The organism is Flavobacterium piscisymbiosum (assembly GCF_020905295.1).
GTDB classification, from domain to species: Bacteria; Bacteroidota; Bacteroidia; order Flavobacteriales; family Flavobacteriaceae; genus Flavobacterium; species Flavobacterium piscisymbiosum.
In genome coordinates, this window is the sequence record NZ_JAJJMM010000001.1 from 991,931 (window position 1) to 1,013,887 (window position 21,957).

A 21,957-nucleotide genomic window follows, 5' to 3' on the forward strand; every position below is an offset into this window, starting at 1 on the left:
AAAAGCGAGACTCCCGTCTCGCTTTTTTAAATACTATATTGAAATAAAATCTATTCTACAGTAACTGATTTTGCTAAGTTACGCGGCTGATCTACATTACAACCTCTCATTACGGCTATATAATAAGATAGCAACTGTAAAGGTATTGTTGTAATTAATGGAGACAACGCATCTGAAGTTTCAGGAATCTCAATAACATAATCAGCTAACTCACGAACCTGAGTATCACCTTTAGTTACTACAGCGATGATTTTACCGCTTCTTGATTTAATTTCCTGAATGTTACTTACAATTTTATCGTAGTGACCTTGTTTTGGTGCAATTACAATAACAGGCATATGCTCGTCGATCAAAGCAATTGGACCGTGTTTCATTTCCGCAGCAGGATAACCTTCAGCGTGAATGTATGAGATCTCTTTAAGCTTTAAAGCTCCTTCTAATGCAACCGGGAAATTATATCCACGACCTAAATACAAACAGTTTGGAGCATCTTTAAATACTGCAGCAATTTCTTTTGCTCTATCGTTTGTTTGTAATGCCTCTGCTACTTTTTCAGGAATTATTTCCAATTCTTGCAAGTACGTACGGTAATCAGTATTCGACAAAGTCCCCTTTGCTTTACCTAATCGCAAAGCAATCATGGTTAAAACTGTAATTTGAGTTGTAAATGCTTTTGTAGAAGCTACTCCAATTTCTGGCCCTGCATGTGTATAAGCACCTGCGTGACTTTCTCTTGAAATAGAAGATCCTACCACATTACAAACTCCAAAAACAAAAGCTCCGTTTTCTTTAGCCAGTTTTATAGCCGCCATTGTATCAGCCGTTTCTCCGGATTGAGAAATAGCAATTACAACATCATCTTTATTGATAATTGGGTTTCTGTATCTAAACTCAGAAGCGTATTCTACTTCAACAGGAATACGTGTAAATTCTTCAAAAATATATTCCGCTACTAAACCTGCGTGCCATGAAGTACCGCATGCTACAATTAGAATACGTTTTGCGTTTAAGAATTTTTCTAAGTTATCCTCAACACCTGCCATCTGAACAATTCCTTCATTCGCATGAAGCCTTCCTCTGTAAGTATCTTTTATAACACTTGGCTGTTCGTAGATTTCTTTCAGCATGAAATGATCATAACCACCTTTTTCAATTTGCTCCAAATTCATTTGAAGCTCCTGGATATAAGGATCTACTAAAGAGTCATCTTTAATTTTTCTAACTTTAAGAGGCTTGTGCAATCTAATGTTTGCCATTTCACCATCTTCAAGATAAATGGCATTCGAAGTATATTCGATAAAAGGCGAAGCATCAGAAGCAATAAAATATTCTCCTTCGCCAACACCAATCGCTAACGGACTACCTAATCTTGCAGCAACAATTTCGTTTGGATTTTTTTTATCAAAAACAGCAATTGCATACGCTCCTACCACTTGATTTAAAGCAATCTGAACTGCTTTACCCAATTTTATTCCTTCTTTCTTCTGAACTTCCTCAATCAAATTGACTAAAACTTCAGTATCTGTATCAGATTTAAAAGTATATCCTCTTTTGATTAATTCCTCTTTAAGCGGCGCATAATTCTCAATGATTCCATTATGAATAATAACCAACTCACCTGAATTAGAAAGATGAGGATGTGAGTTTACATCGTTTGGCACACCATGTGTTGCCCAACGCGTATGCCCAATTCCTATAGTTCCGTTTGTAGTAAAACCTTCTTTTGCTTTAGCTTCAAGATCTAAGACTTTACCTTTTGTTTTACAAACTTTTATACCTGTTTCGGCATCATATAACATGACACCCGCACTATCATATCCTCTGTACTCGAGCCGCTTTAATCCCTTGATAACAATAGGATAAGCCTCTCTATGACCGATATATCCAACAATTCCACACATATATTCTTATTAATTTGGTTTCGTGTAGTACACTTGCAATTGAAGTCTTTTCGCATAGTTAGCATCAGTCGAAGGAATATTTCCTCCAAACAATACTGTTCCTAACGGACTCATAATTGAAGCTCTTGGTACATCTGAAAAATAGTCATTTGGATTATTCTTTGGATCAATTAAAATTCTATTTTTTAATTTACCTGAGGTTATTGTATTGATATCTCCAGTAACCACCAAACCTAATTTTACATTTTTTACAGTTGCATCTTTTATCAGATTACGAATATGGCTCGTTAATCTAATTTTGTACGTCGTACCTCTTTTTGTTGTAGGGTCTAAATTAATTATACCACTATAAACAATTTTACCATTAACACCATCTGTAGATCCGTCTGTGCTAAAATCTACGATTGGTATACTATTAACTAAATCATATAAATAAATTCTTTTTGGTTCCCAGATTCCTGTCATTTTAGCTGCGTCAATAGAAAAAACTAAATTAGCTTCATTAGCCAGCCAGTTTTTATGCTTAACATTATTTCTAATTTCATCTAATTGATCTGAAACACCATTGGACTTAGTCACTACATTACCCTGATCATCATAACTTATTAAATCGGTTTTACCAAATAATTCAATAACAGCAAGTGATCCCTGACCTCCTCTTAAATAAAGTCGTTCATCTCCTGTAGCTTTATTTGGACTTGCTATTGCAGCAGCATAATCAGGATTTTTAGCATCATTATACAAACCTGTAGAAGCTCCGGATAGATTAATAACCAAAGTCTTATCTTCCATTGTCTCCTCAGGATCTGTAGCTATAGCAGTCTTAGCTTTGTACTTGATCGTGATTTTAGCATTACCACTTTGTTTGAAAAAATTCAAAAGTGCTAAATTCGTCGGACTGCTTCCAGATTTTTCTACTTTAAAATATAACCCTCTAAAATATTCCTGAAAAACTATTGTAGAAGAAAGCTTTGAAGCTGGTGCTTTAAGGATTTTATCAAGAAAAAACTGTTTGTTTAATTTTAAGCGCATCTCTGGAGCAGTATAAGTATAAGTATACTTTTTTACCGCAGCATTAGCATCTACAACCGTTGAATCTTGTTTCTGTTGAAGGTTACTAAAAAAGAACGCATCGTTTTGCGACGGATCAGCAGCATCATTTAGTCGATTACCCGGGGGAGCTATATTTCCAAAAAAATCAGCATCCTGATCTGTGTAATACAATTGAGCAAATTGAGAACCTCCATCTATATACGAAGAACGCATTTGATAACCAGACTCATAAACACTCAATTTAAGTTTTCCATTTTTATCTCCGTAAATAGAATCTAATGCATACAAATTCCCTCCATTAGGATCTGCTGCAGTTGCATGACTAAAATACGGAACACTAAGTACTACACTTTCAATTTCTGGCGATTCACCAATAGTTGGTGCATTGGCTTCTAAAGCAACCTGACTTACAAAGTTTGCCGTAGTCGTTCCAAAAACTGCGTCATCATATATACCCAAACCATTCAGCGTCAATCCGTTTGACTGAACTGGAGTTACTTCCTGATTATAAGCTAAAACATCATATTCTGTATGTTCCAGACCAAAATGATCGTCTCCGATTAAACCCTCACCTATTTCATTAAAATCTTTATCACAAGAATATAAAAGGACAACAGTTGCTACTAATAGAATTTTCTTAATAAAAGAAGTATTATACATGTTTAATAATAATGTTAAAATTTAAAGACCCATTGTTTTATAGAAATTTGTATACGCTTCAGCGAATGCATCTTTCGTGGCGAAAGGTAAAAAAGGTTTTCCTGAAGATTCTATAAATTTTGTTAAACTTGGGGATACGTTTTCAGATGCGATAATTACAGCATCAGAGTGTAATATACTAGCTTTTAAGACATTTTCATAGTTTGGCGTTTCTAAATCAGAAATTGCTTCATGAGGAACTCCATCAAATTTCACCTTATTTATCATTTCCAAATCCAGATTTTCATCAAAAGATTGTCCGTAAACAGAGGTAACAATTTTGGTTTCAGAAAATAAAGCTTCATTTTTATAATAGTGCTTCATGTAAATTGGCAACATTGCAGCCAGCCAACCATGCACGTGAATGATATCCGGAACCCAATTTAGCTTTTTCACCGTTTCAACAACTCCTTTAGCAAAAAATATTGCTCGTTCGTCGTTATCAGGATACAAAACTCCTTCTTCGTCAGCAAAAGTTGCTTTACGTTTAAAATATTCATCGTTATCAATAAAATAAACCTGAATTCTTTCTTTCGGAATAGAAGCTACCTTGATAATCAACGGCATATCTAAGTCATTCACTACCAAATTCATTCCTGAAAGTCTAATAACTTCATGTAACTGGTGTCTTCTTTCGTTGATATTTCCATATCTTGGCATGAAAATTCTTATCTGGCCTCCTTGATCGTTGATCATTTTTGGAACGTCATAAGACATTAAAGAAACCTCATTTTCAGCCAAATAAGGCACGACTTCAGATGATACATATAATATCCTCTTATCTTTCATAATAGTATTTTACTTAATTTTTGGTAATAAAAACGTTGCAAAATTACAAAAATTTATGCAGTTTATAACTAATATATTATGTTTGCACTAAATTTTAATAATACTGCCATGCATATTTTCTACGGTAAAGTAGCTTTGATAGCTTATTTAAAAACTATCAAAACCGCAAATTCAACCATCGGATTTGTACCAACAATGGGCGCTTTACACCAAGGTCATCTGGCGTTAATGCAAAGATCAATAAAGGAAAACGACGATACCGTTGTAAGTATTTTCGTTAATCCAACCCAGTTCAATAACCCCGAAGATCTCGAAAAATATCCAAGAACACTTGACGAAGACGTAAAAAAAATGCGCGGTTTGAGCGATAAAATGATTTTGTATGCTCCATCTGTAGAAGATATTTACGAAGGAAACCCCGTTTCTCAGGATTTTGATTTCGACGGATTAGAAAATCAAATGGAAGGCAAGTTTAGGCTAGGACATTTTAACGGAGTTGGAACAATAGTAAAACGTTTGTTCGAAATTGTAACTCCTACAAATGCTTATTTTGGAGAAAAAGATTTTCAACAATTGCAAATCGTTAAAAAAATGGTCGAAAAAACTCATTTACCTGTAAATGTTGTAGGCTGCCCAATTTTTAGAGAAGATAATCAATTGGCAATGAGTTCTCGTAATGAGCGCTTAACCGCAGAAGAAAGAAAAGAAGCCTCTATTATATATAAGATTTTAACCGAAGCAAAAGAAATATTTCAAACCGGCACTCCCGAAGAAACGATTCAATTTGTCGAAAATTCTTTCAAAGATAATGAGCGTTTTGACTTAGAATATTTTGTAATTGCTGACGAATCTACATTATTACCTATCAATCATAAAAGTAAAGACAAAAACTACCGTGCATTTATAGCAGTATTTGTTAATTCTATAAGGTTGATTGACACCATTTCATTAAATTAATTTACCTTTGCAACATGCAAATTCAAGTTATAAAATCTAAAATTCATCGAGTAAAAGTAACTGGAGCTGATTTAAATTATATTGGCAGTATTACTATTGATGAAACTTTACTGGAAGCCTCAAACATTATTGAAGGTGAAAAAGTATCTATTGTGAACATTAATAATGGCGAACGCTTTGAAACTTACGCTATAAAAGGAGAGAAAAATTCAGGAGAAATTACCCTGAACGGACCTGCCGCCAGAAAAGTTCAAAAAGACGACATCATTATCATTATATCTTATGCAACCCTGGAATTTGAAGAGGCTAAAACCTTCAAACCATGGATCATTTTCCCTAATGAAAACGATAATTCGCTAACCTAAGCTTTCCCTTTACACATTAATTATATTGTAGTTTGTCAAATTTACTTTTGTGCAAACGATATTTTATTGGCTGAATTCAATTTTTGATTTTAAAGAATAAATAAAGCTTTCTGGAGTGATAAAAAAATAAGAATAAATTTACCGCAGAGCGCACAAAGTTTTTTTACTGTAAGGGGTTTATAAAAAACACAAAGTTCACAAAGCTAAGTCAATACAAAGCTTTGTGAACTTTGTGTTTTCTGAAGATATTATTAGATAAAATCTTAGTGTACTTTGCAGTTAAAATAATTATTCATTACAAACCTGAATTTACATTGCTATTTTAAAAATCCTACAATAATAAAAAAGCAAATAAAGTATTATATTGCTACACTATTTCAATACTTTTTAATTCACTGAAATGCCCCAAATCATGAAAAAAGTTTACTTACTGCTTACCTTAATTTCTTTTTCTGTCTTTTCGCAGAAAACATTCGACAACATCAAATCTGAGAAACTTGGCGAAGAACGAAGAATAACTATCGGACTTCCTGCTTCTTACGAGACGAATCCCGAAAAAAAATATCCGGTTTTATATTTATTAGATGGCGATTATTTATTTGATCCTTTCTCCGGAGCCATAAGTTACGGATCGTATTGGGGAGATTTACCCGAAGTGATTATCATTGGTGTTCATCAAAATAAAAATGACGAACGCGAAGACGACACAACAATCGACCAAAATACAGGACTTCCGTTTGAAAAAGGCGCCAACTTCTTTGAATTTATTGGAGCTGAACTAGTTCCCTACATCGAAAAAAAATACCGTACATCGCCTTTTAGACTTATTGCAGGCCATGATGTAACAGCAAGTTTTATAAATTTTTATTTATATAAAGAAAAACCTCTTTTTAGTGCTTACATTTCTTTTAGTCCCGAATTGGCTAATAAAATGGAAATTAGAATACCGGAAAAATTTGCCAAAATCACAGAACCTTTATTCTACTATATGTCTGCAGCAGATGGAGACAATAAAAAGATCAAAGAACCAATTGAAAAATTAGACAGTAATATTAAAATCGCTAATAATCCCTTAGTAAATTATAAGTACGATTTATTTAAAGGCACAACACACTACACTCAGGTTTTACATGCAATTCCTAGTGCTTTGTATCAGATATTTGAAGTGTACAGACCTATAAATTCTGCCGAATACAATAACAAAATTGCCGTTCTTGAAACAGGTTACGCTGATTATCTGGAAAATAAATACAATACCATGTCTAAAGTTATGGGAGTTCAGATTCCGGTAAGAATAAGTGATTTTAAAATTATAGAAACCCTTATCCTGAAAAAGAATGCTTATGACGAATTAGGTAAAATGGCCGAAATTGGAAATGTAAATTATCCAAAAGCCATGTTAGGAGAATATGAATTAGGATTGATGTATGAAAAAATGGGAGATCCTAAAAGAGCTTCAAAAAAATATCAAAATGCTTCGCAAATGGAGCCAATTGGCGATTTAAACAAAGATTTGATGTACGAGAAAATCGACCAAATGAAAACACTTGAAAAAACCGGTAAATAATGTCTAAAGTTAAAACTTCTTTTTTTTGCCAGAACTGCGGCACCCAATACGCCAAATGGCAAGGACAATGCAATGCCTGCAAAGAATGGAATACTATTGCTGAAGAAATCATTCAGAAGCAGGAAAAAGTAGCCTGGAAAAGCGAACCTACTCCAACTGGAAAAGCTCCGCGTCCATTAAAAATAAATGAAATCGACTCGACTCAGGAAATCCGTATGGATACTACTGATGGCGAATTGAATCGCGTTTTGGGTGGCGGAATTGTTCCCGGATCTTTGACACTTTTGGGCGGTGAACCCGGAATTGGAAAAAGTACACTTTTGCTTCAGATATCATTAAAATTACCTTATAAAACTTTATATGTTTCGGGCGAAGAAAGTCAGAAACAAATAAAAATGCGTGCCGAAAGAATTACGCCAAACAGCGACAATTGTTATATTCTGACGGAAACTAAAACGCAGAATATCTTTAAACAAATTGAAGCCATTCAGCCTGAAATTGTCATTATCGACTCAATTCAGACTTTGCATACGGACTATATCGAATCTACAGCCGGAAGTATTTCTCAGATTAGAGAAACCACTGCCGAGTTGATCAAGTTTGCCAAAGAAACCAATATTCCGGTTATTTTAATCGGACATATTACGAAAGACGGAAACATCGCCGGACCAAAGATTCTGGAACATATGGTTGATACCGTTTTGCAGTTTGAAGGCGATAGAAATCACGTTTACCGAATTTTGCGTTCGCTAAAAAACCGTTTTGGTTCTACTGCTGAACTTGGAATTTATGAAATGTTAGGAAGCGGTTTACGCGAAGTCAGCAATCCGTCTGAAATATTGATTTCGCACAAAGACGAAGAAATGTCGGGAACGGCAATTGCTACAACTATGGAAGGCATGCGTCCGTTGATGATCGAAATACAATCGCTGGTAAGTACCGCCGTTTACGGAACGCCACAACGAAGCACAACGGGATATAATGCCAAAAGACTGAACATGATTTTGGCGGTTTTAGAAAAAAGAGCCGGATTTCGTTTAGGCGCAAAAGATGTCTTTTTGAACGTAACAGGAGGAATTTCTGTTGATGATCCTGCAATTGACCTCGCTGTTGTTGCTGCCATTTTATCCTCAAACGAAGATATTCCGGTAACAAAAGGATTCTGTTTTGCCGGCGAAGTTGGACTTTCGGGAGAAATTCGTCCTGTAAATCGTGTCGATCAAAGAATTCAGGAAGCCGAAAAATTAGGTTTCACCACTATTTTTGTATCGAAATATAATAAAATCGCCTTAAAAAATCCTGGAATCAAAATTGAACTTGTTGCCAAAATTGAAGACGTAGCCGGTATTTTATTTGGATAAAATCAAAAAACAGATTTTCTATTATAAAAAAATGCTCATGAAAATTTTATACAAATCTTCATGAGCAATTTTATTTAAAGGAGCATAAGATCTATTTTAAAACTCTAAAACTTCCTTCTGTAACAGTAAATGTCTGTTCTCCTGAAGTAGTTCCCGAAAAAGTAAATGTACCTTCAATTTTTTCATTATCAACAGCGGTAATATTTATTTTTCCAGATTTAGCATTAGCATTATTTATTGCAGGCAAAAAACTAAAAGACGCTTGATAAGTAGTCTCCATATTTGATAAATCATATACGATATCATGGCTTCCCTTAGTAACATTCAAAGGTGTCCATAATGAGATTTTTTTGTACGTGTTATCAATTCCCGTACTTCCCATAATATTCATGTTTAACGAAGACAGAACGCCAGGCTCAAAATTGTATACTGTTCCATTGTATGTGAATTTGATAAATTCTTCCTGATCGTCCGGAGTTCCTTCATCATCAGAATCATTACTACTGCATGACGATAACACCATTGCGCAAATGGCAAAAGACAAAAACATAATTTTTTTTAAGATTTTCATTGGTTTGATTTTAATATTATTAATTCGGCAAATATATATTGTGTAAATTGTAAAACTTTACGGCTTCTCTCAATTTCGACGCTAAACCATAAATTCCTTCTATTATCTAGAAAAACATAAAATACAATAATAACAAAATCAAACCTTTAGAACATTATAGAAAATTTACAAGGAAAATTTTATAAGCTGATAAATTTAAATTTAAATTTACACTAGCTTTGAAAAGCGAAAAATTTCGAATACCAATCTCCATTTATGAAATTCCCAAAACAAAAAATATACAAAGCACTTATAATACTTGCATTAGTATTGGTAGTGCTTTTTTTAGGCTTTTACTTTTTTCGTGATTCGCTTTTAAAACAAGCTATTGCCAAAGTAAAAACTAAGATGAACACCGAATACAACAGTACATTTTCTGTAAAATCGGCTACGTTTGATGGTTTAAATGGTATTAAATTGACCAATGTTGTTCTGGTTCCTAAAAATACTGATACACTTTGTAACATTGAAAAAATTGAAACCAGCATCAGTTTATCCAATTTATTAATTGGTGATGTACAAATTGGAACTTTAAAAGTAAATAACGGTTATATTCAATTAGTAAAAAAAGGAAATATCCGCAATTTTGATGCTTTTTTAAAGAAAGACAAAGCCGATACTGATAAAAACGAAAAACGTAAATACGCAGCTTTTGCGTATCGCATTATTTCAAAATTACTGAATCTGGTCCCTACAGACATGAAACTGGAAAATCTGAATTTCAAGATTGATGACAATGGCAAAAAGACTTCTGTTGCTGTAAATAAACTGGTTTTAGACAACAAACAACTCGAAACCAATCTTCATGTTCAAACTAAAGATTTTGACCAAAAATGGAACATAAAAGGATTTGCTGACCCAAGAAATAAAAAAGCTGATATTCGTTTCTTCAATTTAGATACCGGAGCAATCAGAGTTCCGTATTTAGACGAGCGATATAACTTAAAAGCAAGTTTCGATTCTATCAGACTAAATGTTCAAAACATAGAAAAAGACGGAAGCGAATTGCACATTGACGGTTACACTTCGATCACCAATTTAAAAATCAATCATCCTAAAATTGCCAGTAAAGACGTAATCATCAAAAATGCACGTTTTGATTATCGCTTTTTATTGGGAGACGATTTTATTTCGATCGACAGTACTTCGACCATGCAGTTGAACAAGATAAAAGTGAAACCTTATATTTCGTACAGCACCGAAAAAGATACGATTTACACTTTGAAAGTGGATATTCCAAAAATGAAGGCACAAGATTTTATTGTTTCCCTGCCTGATGGATTGTTCACACATTTTCAGGGAATGGAAGCAACCGGAAATTTCGATTATAAACTGGATTTCAAATTCAATAAAAACAAACCAAATACTTTAGTTTTTGATAGTAAACTCAATAAAGAAGATCTAAAAATCACCAAATACGGAGAAGCCGATCTTAATAAATTAAACGGCGAATTTGTATATCGCGCCATTATCCAGAATGTATTGCAACGCCCAGTTTTGGTTGGAAATGCAAATCCTAATTACACGCCTCTAGACCAGATTTCTCCTTATTTAAGAAAATCTGTTTTGACGACCGAAGATCCGTCTTTCTTTCAGCATCGTGGTTTTATCAACGAAGCTTTCAAACAATCTATTCTAAAGAATATCAGAACCAAAAAATTCTCTCGTGGCGCCAGCACCATCAGCATGCAATTGATTAAAAATGTGTTCCTAACCAGAGAAAAAACACTTTCGCGTAAGCTCGAAGAAATTCTATTGGTTTATATTCTTGAAAATAATCGCGTAGTAAGCAAAGAAAGAATGCTTGAGGTTTATTTCAACATTATAGAATGGGGACCAAATGTTTACGGAATTGGCGAAGCAAGTCATTTCTATTTCCAGAAAAGTCCGTCGGCATTAAATGTGGATGAATGTTTGTATTTGGCCACCATTATTCCGAAGCCAAGAAAATTCATGTATCAGTTTAACGATCAGGGAAATCTAAGGGACTTTGCGGTACAAAACCAGAAGTTTTTAAAGAATTTAATGTTTCGTCGTGGTCTTTTGGTTCCTGAAGATACAATAGGCCAACTACCGGTTTATATTTCCGGTAATGCACGATCTTTAATCAGAATAAAAGCTCCGGATTCAACTGCGGTAAAAAATGATTCGCTGTCGATAGAAGAAGAATTTGACTTGTAATACTTATTTAACCGCAAAGTCCGCAAGGTTTTACGCAGAGTTCGCAAAGGTTTTTATTTCACAACTTAAAGAAATCTTAGCGCGCCTTGCGTAAAACCTTGCGGACTTTGCGGTTAGAAAACTACTTAAAGTTCTTTAAAAAATCTTCTTTATAAGTGGGCGACACTTCGATTTCTGCACCGTCGTTTAGCGTTACAATTCCTCCTTTATTATACGATTTCACACAATTCATATTAATGATATGCGATTTATGAACCCGGATAAAAGGCAAAGGCAAAATCTCTGAAAAGTGTTTTAAAAATCGGCAGACCATTTTCTTGCTTCCGTTATTCAAATAGAGATCGGTAAAATTTCCATTTCCGCGCAAGCGAACAATTTCTTCCATTTTTACCACTTCAAAACCTTCGAGCGTTGGTAAAATTACCTGTTGTTTCTCTGGTTTTGATTCATGAAAATTCTCAACGATAATTTTATTTCGGTTAAAGATTTCATGATTCATGATTTGATGCTGGACTTTGTTTACCGCCACAATCAATTCTTCGATACTAATGGGTTTCAGCAAATAATAAGCGGCACTTTGGTTTAAAGCTTTTAGCGAATATTCAGAAAAAGCGGTTACAAATATGGTTTCAAATTGTAAATCTTTACATGCTTCGAGAACATCAAAAGCATTCCCAAAAGGCATTTCGACATCCAGAAAAACCAATTGCGGCCGAATTTCATGCAACAACGGAACAGCTTCTTTTATATTCTGCGCTTCACCCACAACTTCAACCTGCGGGCAATATTTACTCAAATAGTTTTTGAGTACTTCGCGCGCTGCCAATTCATCTTCGACAATTACACTTTTTATCTTCTGAATAGTTATCATATTTTATCAATTAATGGAAAAACAATCTGAACAATTGTTCCGGATTCCGGCAGTGCTTTCTCTTTAATTTCAAAAGCAATATTCTTCTTATACAATTCATTCAGCAAACCAATTCGTTCATTGGTATTATTAAGTCCACGGGATTCATGCACTTTCTGGTTGGTCGTTTTCAGCTCCTGACTTTTGGTTAAACCAATTCCGTTATCATCGATAACTACGACAACTTTGCCATCAATAAACCGGAATTGAAGTTTAAGAAATCCCTTTTTGTCGAGATAACGCAAACCGTGCCAAATCGCATTTTCAAGATGTGGCTGGATAATCATATTGGGGACAAAAACCCTTTCTGCATCCAGAGTTTCATCAACTGTAATTTCAAAATCGAACTTATCCTGAAAACGCAAATGTTCCAGATCCAGGTATTTTTTTAATTGTTCGACTTCCTTATCCAGCGAAATAAAATCTTTATTCGAGTTTTCCATCATATTCCTCATCAAATTCGAATACGAAGTCAGGTATTTATTGGCTTCCAGTTCTTTATTTTCAGAAATAAACTGATTGACACTATTTAAACTATTAAAAATAAAATGCGGATTCATCTCGCGTCGCAACGATTGCAAAGCGATTTCTTTATTCTTGGTTTTAATAGCATAAAGCGCTTTTACAATAAAGGCAAACAAAAGCAAAAGCAATAAAATTGATCCTAAAAGAAAGTAGTTGAAGGTGTTTTTCTTGGTAATTAATTCATCTTTTAATGATTTTTCTTTTTCGAGCTGACGTATCTTTCCTTCTGTAACCTGGAAAGTTTTCGCATTAATCAAAGTCGTATCAGATTGAATCAACTCATCAAAATTTTGAAAAAATTGCTCGTAAAGCGCCATACTTTCTTTTTCATTCCCATTAGATTTATAATACTTTGCGAGGGCAGATAAAGTATTTTTGGCTTCCGCCGAATTTCCTTTTTTAGACGCCAAATCATACGCTTCTTTCAATGAAACCAATGCTTTCTTTGGTTCTTCTTTTTTAAAATAAAGCGTTGCCAGCGATTGCAATTGTTTGATTTGGGTATTAAAATCTTGTTTGGTTACGGCTTCGGCCAAGAGTTTTTCGTTGATCCCGATTGCCTTTTCAAACTGATTGTCTGAGGCATAAACATTCGCAATTTCATTTTTAATCTTAATTACAGATTCCGGTTTATCTTTTGCGTAAGCGAGTGCATTTTTATAACTTTCTATTGCAACGCTTTTATCTTTTAAGTCTAATGAATTTTGGGCTTTCTGAACATACGCTTCTGTAACTTCTTGGCTTTTCTTTTCCTTTTTCAGCAATTCGATATTCGAATCTACATAATTGGTCTGACTGGCAGGATTTGATTGGTTTTTAAGTCGGTTAGCGTCGTTTAAGTTGATCTTTTCTTCGGCAACATCTTTAGATAATGAGCCCGCAACTTCGTAATTTTTAATCGCCGAATTAAAGTTTTTTTGATTCTCCTGTACTTTGGCCAAACTGCGCGTTACACGGGTTTTATCTTCAGTCCGTTTTAGTTTGGTGTAACTGTTTAATGCTCTTTTAAAATATTCCTCGGCTTTGGCATTATCACCATTATTTAAAAATTCGTTGGCCAATTTTTCATAGTTCACGGCAATTTTCGATTCATCGTTTTCATCCAATGAAACCGATAAATCTTCAGCCGCCTTACTAATTTTCACCTGCTTGCTTTTTTCCGCTTTTGGCACAGGCATTGCCTGCGCAATTGTTCGTTGCGGAAACAATAGCACTATACAAAGCACACTAAAACTAATTAACCAATGACGTTTCACAAATAAATTGTTTTGAAAATGTAAAGTAACCTAATTTCAAATTCCTATCCTATATTTTTCACCAAGTCAAAAGACCCGTTGACCCATTCTTCCAAAAGTACGTTTTTTCATTCAATACATTTGGCATCAATATAAAAATTACAATCATGAAAAAACTATTCTTTACAGCATCAACAGCATTATTTTCTACGTTTATAATGGGACAGGCTTCAGGAAATATCAATTATCGCGATCAGGAATCTTATAACAATACGGCAATTGATATAAATTTTCCTTCAAACAATGACATTCTTGTAAGTGTGAAAGGGCTTGCAAATGTTAAGGCAGACGCGTATACAGCCATTTTTAGCATCACTCAAAATGGTAAAACCACTAAAGAAGTGAATGAATTAATGGACCAAAGAATTATGCAGTCTCTAAATGAAATTAAACTTAAAAAAGGAGTGGAAACTTTTGTTGACATGATTTCTTTTGTTCCGGTTTACGAATATGAAACAGAAAAAAAAGTGTTTAATCGCAAGACTTATAATGAAGTTCCCGCAGGATTTGAATTGAAGAAAAACATTCATATCAAATTCGATGATCCCAATCAGTTGAATGAATTTATTGCGATTTTATCCAATTATGAAATATACGATCTGGTGAAGGTTGATTATTTTTCTAATGCATTAGAAACCATCAAAAAAGAAATGATGATGAAAGCAAAACTTCTTGTTCAGGAAAAATTAAAAAACTATCAGGAATTGCTTGGAGAAACATTTATAAATACTGAGAAAAAAATTACCGATGATTTCATTATAAATGTACCCATAGAAATGTATAAATCATATGAGGCGTACAATAGTTCTTCTTTAAACTTAAAAAAAGCGGCAAACATTAATCAGGTTACTAAATCGGTTACACTTTATTACCAGCCGGTATTTAATAAAGATTTTGATTTTGTAATTAACTCAACGGTTTTAGAACCTGTTATTCAAATACAATATGAAATTAAAATTGCGATTAACAGAGAAAAGAAACCGGCTTCAAAAACAGATAAGGAATTTATTCTGGTGACTCCAAACGGCGATTTAAAAACCCTGAATACGAATACAACGAAACAAAACTAATCTGACAGAATCGTTTCACCAAGTCAAAATACCATTTCACCCTTTCTGTAAAAAACGAGGTCTTTAAGTTTTTAAGTTTGATCTGTAATCAACAATTAAAAACTCGAAATCATGAAATCAAACCTATTTATCTCAGCCCTTTTAGCCACTGCAATTTCTTTTGCAAGCTGCAATTCTTCGAATGCAAATTCTAAAAAGAATACTGTAATCGAAAAACCAATAGTAACAGAAAATACCAAAATACAAGTAGCACTTTTACTGGACACTTCCGGCAGTATGGATGGTTTGATAGATCAGGCAAAATCCAGACTTTGGAACATTGTAAATACGCTGACCACTTTAAAATATGACGGAAAAACGCCTGATATCGAAATTGCTTTATACGAATATGGAAATGACGGATTATCTCAAAAATCGAATTACATACGACAAATAGCGCCTCTTTCGACAGATTTGGATTTGATTTCAGAAAAACTATTTGCTCTAAGTACTAATGGAGGCAGCGAATATTGCGGCGCTGTAATTCAGGATGCGACCAAAAAACTAAAATGGGCGAAAGACGACAACAATATGAAGCTGATTTATATTGCCGGAAACGAAGAGTTCAATCAGGGCGGAATTAATTATAAAGAAGCGATTAGCGATGCTTTAAAAAATGGCATTTATGTGAATACTATTTATTGCGGAGACAAAGCACAAGGCATACGCGAACTATGGAAAAATGGTGCCGATTACGGAAAAGGGAAATATTTTAATATCGATTCTAATGAATCTGTGCGATACATTGCCACGCCATATGATGATGAAATTACAAAATGTAATGAAAAAATCAACAAAACTTATATTAGTTATGGTGCCAAAGGTTCTGCAAAAAAAATGAATCAGGAAACTCAGGATAAAAATGCACAAAAAGTTTCTGCCTCAAATTATGCTGAACGTGCGGTAAGCAAATCAAAAGCGGTTTATAAAAATGAAAGCTGGGATTTGGTAGACAAAGTAAAAGAGGACAACACCGCTATTTCTAAAATTAAAAAAGAAGAATTACCGGCAGAACTTCAGAATAAATCTGAGGCTGAAATCAAAACAATTGTCGAGCAAAAAACGAAAGAAAGAGCCACAATCCAGAAAGAAATTGGTGAATTGGGCAAAAAACGTCAGCAATTTATTGATACTGAAACGAAGAAAACCAAGAAACAAGATGATCTGGGAAATGCCATCAACACATCGATTGTTGGTTTTGCAAAAGTGAAAGGTTATACGGTGGAGAAATAAACCAATCGGTAAACATGAAAAAGAAAATCTTCCTTTTGCTGCTGTCCAGTATTTTTGGTCTGAGTTTTGCATGTATGAACAAGAAAGAAGAATCGATAAGTATTAAAAATTCAAAACCGGTTTATTCCTACGAAGAGAAACTAAAAAGTGAGATCACTGAAATCAGGAGTTTTTTGGGGAAAACGCCTAAATACAATTCAGATGTTGTTTTCTTTTTAGACATGAAGATTGAATCTGGAAAAAACCGGTTTTTTATTTACGATTTAAAACACAACAAAATACTCCATAAAGGTTTGGTCGGACATGGTTCGGGATCTGAAACAGGAACTTACGGAAAGCTAAAATTTAGCAATGTCAAAAATTCGAATTGCAGTTCTTTAGGAAAATATGCCGTTGGCGGTTCCTATTCCGGAAGATTTGGCAAAGCCTATAAACTCTACGGTTTAGACAAGACAAACAGTAATGCTTTCGACCGAAATATAGTACTTCACAAATATGTTGATGTTCCTTTTGAAGAGCAAATGAATCCTATTTGCAATAGTTTGGGATGCCCAATGGTCAACGAAAAGTTTTTTGGCGTAATCGAAAAAAAGATTGATAATTCTAAAAAGAAAATCATTTTAGTAATTTATTATTAAGTTAAACCAACCTTAGGGCAATTTTTGTTATCTATACTTTTATAATAACACTTTAAATTATAAACTCATGATTAAAAAACAAACCACATTGCTCTTATTGCTAATAAGCACGTTTGTATTGGCACAAAAACCAATTTTCACTACTGCCAAAGTAAAATCAGCAACAGTATATTTTAATGCCGCCGAATTATCTCAAACTGCAACCGCAACACTTCCAGCTGGTGCGAGCGAAATTGTAATCAAAAATGTCGCGGTGAATTTAAATGAAAATTCTGTGCAAATTGGCGCACCATCTGGCGTAACAGTTCTTTCGGTTCAATTTACCAATAATTATATTTCAGAATACGAAACAGATTCTAAATCGCCTGCACTAAAAATAGTAAGAGACAGTATAGTTTTGGTTCAGAAGGAAATTCAGAAAGTGAATAATACGATTAATTCAGAAAACAAAACGATACAGCTTTTAGATAAAAACCAACAGATTTCGGGAGTAAACTCAGGTTTGAACGTAACCGAATTAATGAAAATGGTGGATTATTATAAAAATAAGCAAATCGAGATTGCCAACAACATTAATACGCTTTCTGATAAACAGCAAAAATTAAACGAATTACTGTATAAATTACAAAGCAAACTGGAAATTAATGCTAACAAAGAAGAAAAAACTTCATCAGGTAAATTAATTGTTCAGGTTATGAATGAAGTTGCAGGAATCGTTCCCTTAGACATTTCATACTTAACAAATAATGCTTCGTGGACTCCGTTTTATGACTTACGTGCCGAAAGTGTTACAGCGCCAATTAATATGATGTACAAAGCTCAGGTTGTTCAGAATACCGGAATCGACTGGAAAAAAGTAAAACTTACTTTGTCAAGCGGAATGCCAAATCAAAACAATCAGGCACCAATATTAAGTTCGTGGTTTTTGAGAGACAATAGTTTTGCTCAAAATGGTTATGGATCGCAAAGAAATAAAATGAATCAATTACAAGGACGAGTTGCAGGACTTGCTGTAGAGAGCAACGAATTGAAGGAAGTTGTTGTAACGGCACCTGTAATAAAAAAATCATCTGTTTCAAGTTATACAACTGTCGAAGAAAATCAATTGAATGTTTCGTTTGATATTGATATTCCTTACGATATTTTATCGAACGGGAAAGTTCATAGCGTTTCTTTAAAAGAAATAAAATTACCTGCATCTTATAAATATTATGCTGCACCAAGAGTAGAAAACGAAGCTTTTCTGTTAGCTGAAATTGCAGATTACAGTAAGTATAATTTACTAAGAGGTGAAGCCAATATTATTTTTGAAGGCATGTATGTTGGTAAAACTTTTATAGAACCGAACCAAACGAGCGATACTTTGAATCTGAGCATGGGACGTGATAAAAAGGTTTCGATTAAGCGAGAAAAAGTGGCTGATAAATCAGGAACTAAGTTTTTATCTGCCAAGAAAGAACAGACTTTTACTTTTGATATCACAGTAAGAAATAATAAAAAAGAAGCGGTCGAATTGTTATTGAAAGATCAATATCCGTTAAGTACCAATAAAGAAATAGAGGTAGAATTACTGCAAAGTGACGGTGCAAAAGTGAATACAGAAACCGGAATTTTGACCTGGCAATTGCAGCTAAAACCAAATGAAAACAAGAAATTCAGAATTAGTTATAAAGTCAGATATCCAAAAGACCAGAATTTGAATTTATAAAAAAAACCGAATTGAAACACAAATTCCACTAATTTTCACGGATTAATCTGTGTTTATTAGTGGAATTTGTGTTTAATCTAAAACTCTAATTAAGGAGCCGGATCAGGAATTATCGCCTGAACTCCCGCTATTTCGGTTAAGATTTCTTTCGATAAAAAGACATCAATTGTGTCGATGTTTTCTTTTAATTGTTCCATTGTGGTTGCACCAATAATCGCGCTCGTTAAAAACGGTTGTTGCAAAACAAATCCTAATGCCAATTCTGTCAATGTCAGGCCGTGTTTTTTAGCAATTTCCTGATACAATCTTGTCGCTTGCAAACATTGATCACTATTGTAACGTGTGTACTGCGGGAAAAGATTGATTCTTGCGTTTGGATGTGCTTCTCCGGTTAAAAACTTACCTGTTAAAACTCCAAAAGCCAAAGGAGAATAAGCCAGCAAACCTACATTTTCATATTTTGAAACTTCGGCAGAACCTACTTCAAAAAGACGATTTAATAAATTATACGGATTTTGAACGGTTTTGATTCTTGGCAAATTGTGGTATTTGCTTTCTTCCAGCAGACGCATCATTCCCCAGGCATTTTCGTTAGAAACCCCAATGTGTTTTATTTTTCCTTCTTTGATTAATCCATCAAAAGTTTCGAGGGTTTCTCTAAAATTATCTTCCCATTCAGCATCGTGATCTTTAAAACCGCGTTGTCCGAAATAATTAGTTGGTCGCTCCGGCCAATGCATTTGGTACAAATCGATATAATCTGTCTGAAGACGTTTTAAGCTATTTTCTAATGCGTATTTAATACTTTCCGGAGAGAAATCTACTTTCTCACGCATATAAGTAAAATTAGGATTTGGACCCGCAATTTTAGAGGCCAAAACCACTTTTTCGCGATTTCCTGTTTTCTTGAACCAGGTTCCTATAATTTTCTCGGTACTTCCGTAAGTGCTTTCGTTTGCAGGAACTGAATACATTTCGGCAGTATCAAAAAAGTTAATTCCTCTTTCGAGTGCATAATCCATTTGTTGATGTCCTTCTGCTTCAGTATTTTGCTGCCCGAAAGTCATTGTTCCGAGGTTTATTTTACTAACTTTTATGTCGGTGTTGGGTAGTGTGGTATATTTCATTTCTTTTGAGTTGCTAAGTTGCTGAGTGACTAAGATTCTAAGTTTACAGCTTTTGAATTATAAAACTCAAAGATACGACGGGATTTTTCAAATGAAAATTGTACAAAAGTTAAAAAAAGGATAAGGTTTTTTTTAAGGTTCTGAGTTGCTAAGATTCTAAGTCACTAAGTTTTATTTTTGATAAACAAAAAAGGTTCAAAGTAAAACTTTGAACCTTCTGTTATTTTAAGCTTTTCAAAGGATTTTGAAACGAATTAAAAACCCTAATTACAAAAATTGAGTTTTCTTTAATCTGATATAATACTTTATAATTTCTAATGATAATTCGTCGGCAATCAAATCTATATTCATCTACCTGAAATTGTTCAGCAAATAAAATACTATTTGTACAATTAAACAATTCATCTCTAATTTGAATTGCTTTTTCTTTAGAGACCACTTTCTTCAATGAAATATAAATATCTTTTAAATCTTCTTTCGCAATCTTAGTCCAAAAAACTACAAGTTTACTATTACTCATTATCCCAATCTTGCATTTCTTTCGATAAATCTTCTTTTGAAATTATTCGATTGTATTTTACATCATTCAATCCTTCCTCAACTTTATTATTATATTCAGATAAAGTTAAAGGATTCCCCTGCGCATCATATGAAACCACTTCATTTAAATAGTTATCAAACACAGAAGAAACAATTCTTAATACTCTTTCATCAGCAAGATCTAATTGATGACGTATTTTATCTTTTAATTCTGGAAGTCCCATAATTATAGCTTTTTTAGAGTTTCAAAGTTACAAAAATATAAAATCAAAAAAGGCCCAAAGTTCAAAACTCTGAGCCCTTATAAAATCTTAGCAACTTAGTCCCTTAGAATCTTAGCAACTTAATTAATACTATTCAACATATCAGCGATTTCATCTAATCTTGGTGTTAAGATGATTTCGATTCTACGGTTTTTAGCTTTTCCTTCCGGGGTAGCATTACTCGCTAGCGGAGAAAACTCGCTGCGCCCTGCTGCTGTTAGTTTTTGTTTGTTTATTTTAGCGTTTTCGCTTAAAATATTTACAATTGCCGTAGCTCGTTTAGTCGATAAATCCCAGTTGTTTGCAATTGGTCCTGAACCTGCATACGGATCATCATCTGTATGACCTTCGATAAGAACCGAAAGATCGGGATTGTCTCCTAATACTTTTCCTAATTCTACAACTGCTTTTCTACCTTCGGTTCCAACGGCCCAGCTACCTGAATTAAAAAGTAATTTGTTCTCCATAGAAACATATACTTTTCCGTTTTTTTGTTCCACAGTCAAACCTTTACCTTCAAAACCGTTTAAGGCTTTAGATAAAGTTTCTTTTAGTTTGCGCATTGCTTCTTCTTTTGCAGCAATCATTGCTTCAAGTTCATTCAAACGACTTGCTGTTTTATCAAGACTCGCTTGTTCTTCGGCAAGTTTTTTTGATTTTGCTTCTAATTGAGCTAACAATTCACGGTTTTTAGCCATGTTTTTCTCTAATGCATCGTTGCTGTTTTTCTCTAATGCATTGTATGAATCCTGCAAAACTTTGAATTTGTTTTGTGCTGCAGCCAAATCGGCTTTTTGTTTTGCCAATTCGTCTTTGGTTGCATTTAGATCTTTGGTTAGATTATCACGTTCTAATTCTAACTGATTTTTTGATTTTTGTAAATCGGCATTTTGATCTGCGATTGAACGGTTTTCTTTTTTAAGATCTGAATATTTTGTTTCAAGATCGTTGTAAATTTTCTTGGATACGCATGAAGTCATAGACATAGCTAGAACTAGTAATCCGATGGAGGCCTTTTTAATCATATTACTTTTTGGTTTTTATTTTTGGGGAGCATTAATAATCAACAATGTCAAAATTCAATATCAATAACAATATTAATATTGAATTTTTAACTCGCTATTCT

19 protein-coding genes are annotated in these 21,957 nt (G+C 33.9%); 9 read left to right on the forward strand and 10 right to left on the reverse strand.

The window, feature by feature from the left end; translation table 11 throughout:
• Nucleotides 1–50: 50 nt before the first annotated feature.
• The 3 genes from glmS to LNP81_RS04530 are packed head-to-tail and all read right to left on the reverse strand — an operon-like array spanning nucleotide 51 to nucleotide 4,442.
• A complete protein-coding gene (glmS, locus tag LNP81_RS04520) occupies nucleotides 51–1,901 on the reverse strand; it encodes a glutamine--fructose-6-phosphate transaminase (isomerizing) (RefSeq protein ID WP_230033746.1) in 1,851 nt (616 codons plus the stop codon).
• Between the two features lie 9 nt (nucleotides 1,902–1,910).
• Nucleotides 1,911–3,614: a BamH family beta-barrel-assembly machinery protein gene (gene bamH, locus LNP81_RS04525; protein WP_230033748.1), complete on the reverse strand. Its 1,704-nt coding sequence runs from the start codon at nucleotides 3,612–3,614 to the stop codon at nucleotides 1,911–1,913.
• Between the two features lie 21 nt (nucleotides 3,615–3,635).
• A complete protein-coding gene (locus tag LNP81_RS04530) occupies nucleotides 3,636–4,442 on the reverse strand; it encodes a glycogen/starch synthase (protein ID WP_056248169.1) in 807 nt (268 codons plus the stop codon).
• Nucleotides 4,443–4,520: 78 nt separating this feature from the next.
• On the opposite strand from LNP81_RS04530, the gene panC reads away from it, so the two are divergent.
• The 4 genes from panC to radA all read left to right on the forward strand — a co-directional run bounded on the left by panC (nucleotide 4,521) and on the right by radA (nucleotide 8,692).
• The gene (gene panC / locus LNP81_RS04535; protein ID WP_230033750.1) at nucleotides 4,521–5,399 is read left to right on the forward strand and encodes a pantoate--beta-alanine ligase; all 879 of its coding nucleotides are present in this window, start codon (nucleotides 4,521–4,523) and stop codon (nucleotides 5,397–5,399) included.
• A 14-nt stretch (nucleotides 5,400–5,413) separates the two neighbouring features.
• Entirely contained in the window at nucleotides 5,414–5,764 is a 351-nt protein-coding gene (panD, locus tag LNP81_RS04540) for an aspartate 1-decarboxylase (RefSeq protein ID WP_026727479.1), read from the forward strand.
• 412 nt (nucleotides 5,765–6,176) lie between these two features.
• Complete coding sequence (locus LNP81_RS04545) at nucleotides 6,177–7,331, forward strand: alpha/beta hydrolase (RefSeq protein ID WP_230033752.1); 1,155 nt, start codon at nucleotides 6,177–6,179, stop codon at nucleotides 7,329–7,331.
• A complete protein-coding gene (gene radA / locus LNP81_RS04550; RefSeq protein WP_065451965.1) occupies nucleotides 7,331–8,692 on the forward strand; it encodes a DNA repair protein RadA in 1,362 nt (453 codons plus the stop codon). The genes LNP81_RS04545 and radA overlap by 1 nt, the downstream gene beginning before the upstream one ends.
• A gap of 91 nt (nucleotides 8,693–8,783) precedes the next feature.
• Here radA and LNP81_RS04555 read toward each other — a convergent pair whose 3' ends face one another.
• Nucleotides 8,784–9,263 carry a DUF6252 domain-containing protein gene (locus LNP81_RS04555; protein ID WP_230033754.1) on the reverse strand — a complete coding sequence of 160 codons (480 nt, stop codon included), beginning with the start codon at nucleotides 9,261–9,263 and terminating at the stop codon, nucleotides 8,784–8,786.
• Nucleotides 9,264–9,518: 255 nt separating this feature from the next.
• On the opposite strand from LNP81_RS04555, the gene LNP81_RS04560 reads away from it, so the two are divergent.
• The gene (locus LNP81_RS04560; RefSeq protein ID WP_230033756.1) at nucleotides 9,519–11,483 is read left to right on the forward strand and encodes a transglycosylase domain-containing protein; all 1,965 of its coding nucleotides are present in this window, start codon (nucleotides 9,519–9,521) and stop codon (nucleotides 11,481–11,483) included.
• 121 nt (nucleotides 11,484–11,604) lie between these two features.
• Here the strand turns inward: LNP81_RS04560 and LNP81_RS04565 are convergent, their stop codons facing one another.
• Together LNP81_RS04565 and LNP81_RS04570 are read right to left on the reverse strand one after the other, a co-directional pair.
• Nucleotides 11,605–12,354, reverse strand: a complete 750-nt coding sequence (locus LNP81_RS04565; RefSeq protein ID WP_230033758.1) for a LytR/AlgR family response regulator transcription factor — start codon at nucleotides 12,352–12,354, stop codon at nucleotides 11,605–11,607.
• The gene (locus LNP81_RS04570) at nucleotides 12,351–14,174 is read right to left on the reverse strand and encodes a tetratricopeptide repeat-containing sensor histidine kinase (RefSeq protein WP_230033760.1); all 1,824 of its coding nucleotides are present in this window, start codon (nucleotides 14,172–14,174) and stop codon (nucleotides 12,351–12,353) included. Before LNP81_RS04570 ends, LNP81_RS04565 begins: the two co-directional genes overlap by 4 nt.
• A 146-nt stretch (nucleotides 14,175–14,320) precedes the next feature.
• On the opposite strand from LNP81_RS04570, the gene LNP81_RS04575 reads away from it, so the two are divergent.
• The 4 genes from LNP81_RS04575 (at nucleotide 14,321) to LNP81_RS04590 (ending at nucleotide 18,901) form a co-directional block, all read left to right on the forward strand.
• Nucleotides 14,321–15,283, forward strand: coding sequence for an SIMPL domain-containing protein (locus LNP81_RS04575; RefSeq protein WP_230033761.1), 963 nt, complete (start codon nucleotides 14,321–14,323; stop codon nucleotides 15,281–15,283).
• Between the two features lie 111 nt (nucleotides 15,284–15,394).
• Nucleotides 15,395–16,555: a vWA domain-containing protein gene (locus LNP81_RS04580; RefSeq protein WP_230033763.1), complete on the forward strand. Its 1,161-nt coding sequence runs from the start codon at nucleotides 15,395–15,397 to the stop codon at nucleotides 16,553–16,555.
• Nucleotides 16,556–16,569: 14 nt separating this feature from the next.
• The gene (locus LNP81_RS04585) at nucleotides 16,570–17,193 is read left to right on the forward strand and encodes a murein L,D-transpeptidase catalytic domain-containing protein (protein ID WP_230033765.1); all 624 of its coding nucleotides are present in this window, start codon (nucleotides 16,570–16,572) and stop codon (nucleotides 17,191–17,193) included.
• A gap of 67 nt (nucleotides 17,194–17,260) precedes the next feature.
• Entirely contained in the window at nucleotides 17,261–18,901 is a 1,641-nt protein-coding gene (locus LNP81_RS04590; RefSeq protein ID WP_230033767.1) for a DUF4139 domain-containing protein, read from the forward strand.
• An 89-nt stretch (nucleotides 18,902–18,990) separates the two neighbouring features.
• Here LNP81_RS04590 and LNP81_RS04595 read toward each other — a convergent pair whose 3' ends face one another.
• The 4 genes from LNP81_RS04595 to LNP81_RS04610 form a co-directional block, all read right to left on the reverse strand.
• Nucleotides 18,991–20,028, reverse strand: a complete 1,038-nt coding sequence (locus LNP81_RS04595; RefSeq protein ID WP_168199924.1) for an aldo/keto reductase — start codon at nucleotides 20,026–20,028, stop codon at nucleotides 18,991–18,993.
• A 220-nt stretch (nucleotides 20,029–20,248) separates the two neighbouring features.
• The gene (locus LNP81_RS04600; protein ID WP_230033769.1) at nucleotides 20,249–20,548 is read right to left on the reverse strand and encodes a type II toxin-antitoxin system RelE/ParE family toxin; all 300 of its coding nucleotides are present in this window, start codon (nucleotides 20,546–20,548) and stop codon (nucleotides 20,249–20,251) included.
• Entirely contained in the window at nucleotides 20,541–20,792 is a 252-nt protein-coding gene (locus LNP81_RS04605; protein ID WP_072957136.1) for a hypothetical protein, read from the reverse strand. The genes LNP81_RS04600 and LNP81_RS04605 overlap by 8 nt, the downstream gene beginning before the upstream one ends.
• 119 nt (nucleotides 20,793–20,911) lie before the next feature.
• On the reverse strand, nucleotides 20,912–21,856 hold the full coding sequence (locus tag LNP81_RS04610) for an OmpA/MotB family protein (protein ID WP_230033771.1): 945 nt from the start codon (nucleotides 21,854–21,856) through the stop codon (nucleotides 20,912–20,914).
• Nucleotides 21,857–21,957 lie beyond the last annotated feature (101 nt).

Excerpts from the sequence above, each read along its gene's own strand:
- glmS (WP_230033746.1), bottom strand. The coding sequence starts at position 1,901 with ATGTGTGGAATTGTTGGATATATCGGTCATAGAGAGGCTTATCCTATT.
- bamH (WP_230033748.1), bottom strand. The coding sequence starts at position 3,614 with ATGTATAATACTTCTTTTATTAAGAAAATTCTATTAGTAGCAACTGTT.
- LNP81_RS04530 (WP_056248169.1), bottom strand. The coding sequence starts at position 4,442 with ATGAAAGATAAGAGGATATTATATGTATCATCTGAAGTCGTGCCTTAT.
- panC (WP_230033750.1), top strand. The coding sequence starts at position 4,521 with ATGTTTGCACTAAATTTTAATAATACTGCCATGCATATTTTCTACGGT.
- panD (WP_026727479.1), top strand. The coding sequence starts at position 5,414 with ATGCAAATTCAAGTTATAAAATCTAAAATTCATCGAGTAAAAGTAACT.
- LNP81_RS04545 (WP_230033752.1), top strand. The coding sequence starts at position 6,177 with ATGAAAAAAGTTTACTTACTGCTTACCTTAATTTCTTTTTCTGTCTTT.
- radA (WP_065451965.1), top strand. The coding sequence starts at position 7,331 with ATGTCTAAAGTTAAAACTTCTTTTTTTTGCCAGAACTGCGGCACCCAA.
- LNP81_RS04555 (WP_230033754.1), bottom strand. The coding sequence starts at position 9,263 with ATGAAAATCTTAAAAAAAATTATGTTTTTGTCTTTTGCCATTTGCGCA.
- LNP81_RS04560 (WP_230033756.1), top strand. The coding sequence starts at position 9,519 with ATGAAATTCCCAAAACAAAAAATATACAAAGCACTTATAATACTTGCA.
- LNP81_RS04565 (WP_230033758.1), bottom strand. The coding sequence starts at position 12,354 with ATGATAACTATTCAGAAGATAAAAAGTGTAATTGTCGAAGATGAATTG.
- LNP81_RS04575 (WP_230033761.1), top strand. The coding sequence starts at position 14,321 with ATGAAAAAACTATTCTTTACAGCATCAACAGCATTATTTTCTACGTTT.
- LNP81_RS04580 (WP_230033763.1), top strand. The coding sequence starts at position 15,395 with ATGAAATCAAACCTATTTATCTCAGCCCTTTTAGCCACTGCAATTTCT.
- LNP81_RS04585 (WP_230033765.1), top strand. The coding sequence starts at position 16,570 with ATGAAAAAGAAAATCTTCCTTTTGCTGCTGTCCAGTATTTTTGGTCTG.
- LNP81_RS04590 (WP_230033767.1), top strand. The coding sequence starts at position 17,261 with ATGATTAAAAAACAAACCACATTGCTCTTATTGCTAATAAGCACGTTT.
- LNP81_RS04595 (WP_168199924.1), bottom strand. The coding sequence starts at position 20,028 with ATGAAATATACCACACTACCCAACACCGACATAAAAGTTAGTAAAATA.
- LNP81_RS04600 (WP_230033769.1), bottom strand. The coding sequence starts at position 20,548 with ATGAGTAATAGTAAACTTGTAGTTTTTTGGACTAAGATTGCGAAAGAA.
- LNP81_RS04605 (WP_072957136.1), bottom strand. The coding sequence starts at position 20,792 with ATGGGACTTCCAGAATTAAAAGATAAAATACGTCATCAATTAGATCTT.
- LNP81_RS04610 (WP_230033771.1), bottom strand. The coding sequence starts at position 21,856 with ATGATTAAAAAGGCCTCCATCGGATTACTAGTTCTAGCTATGTCTATG.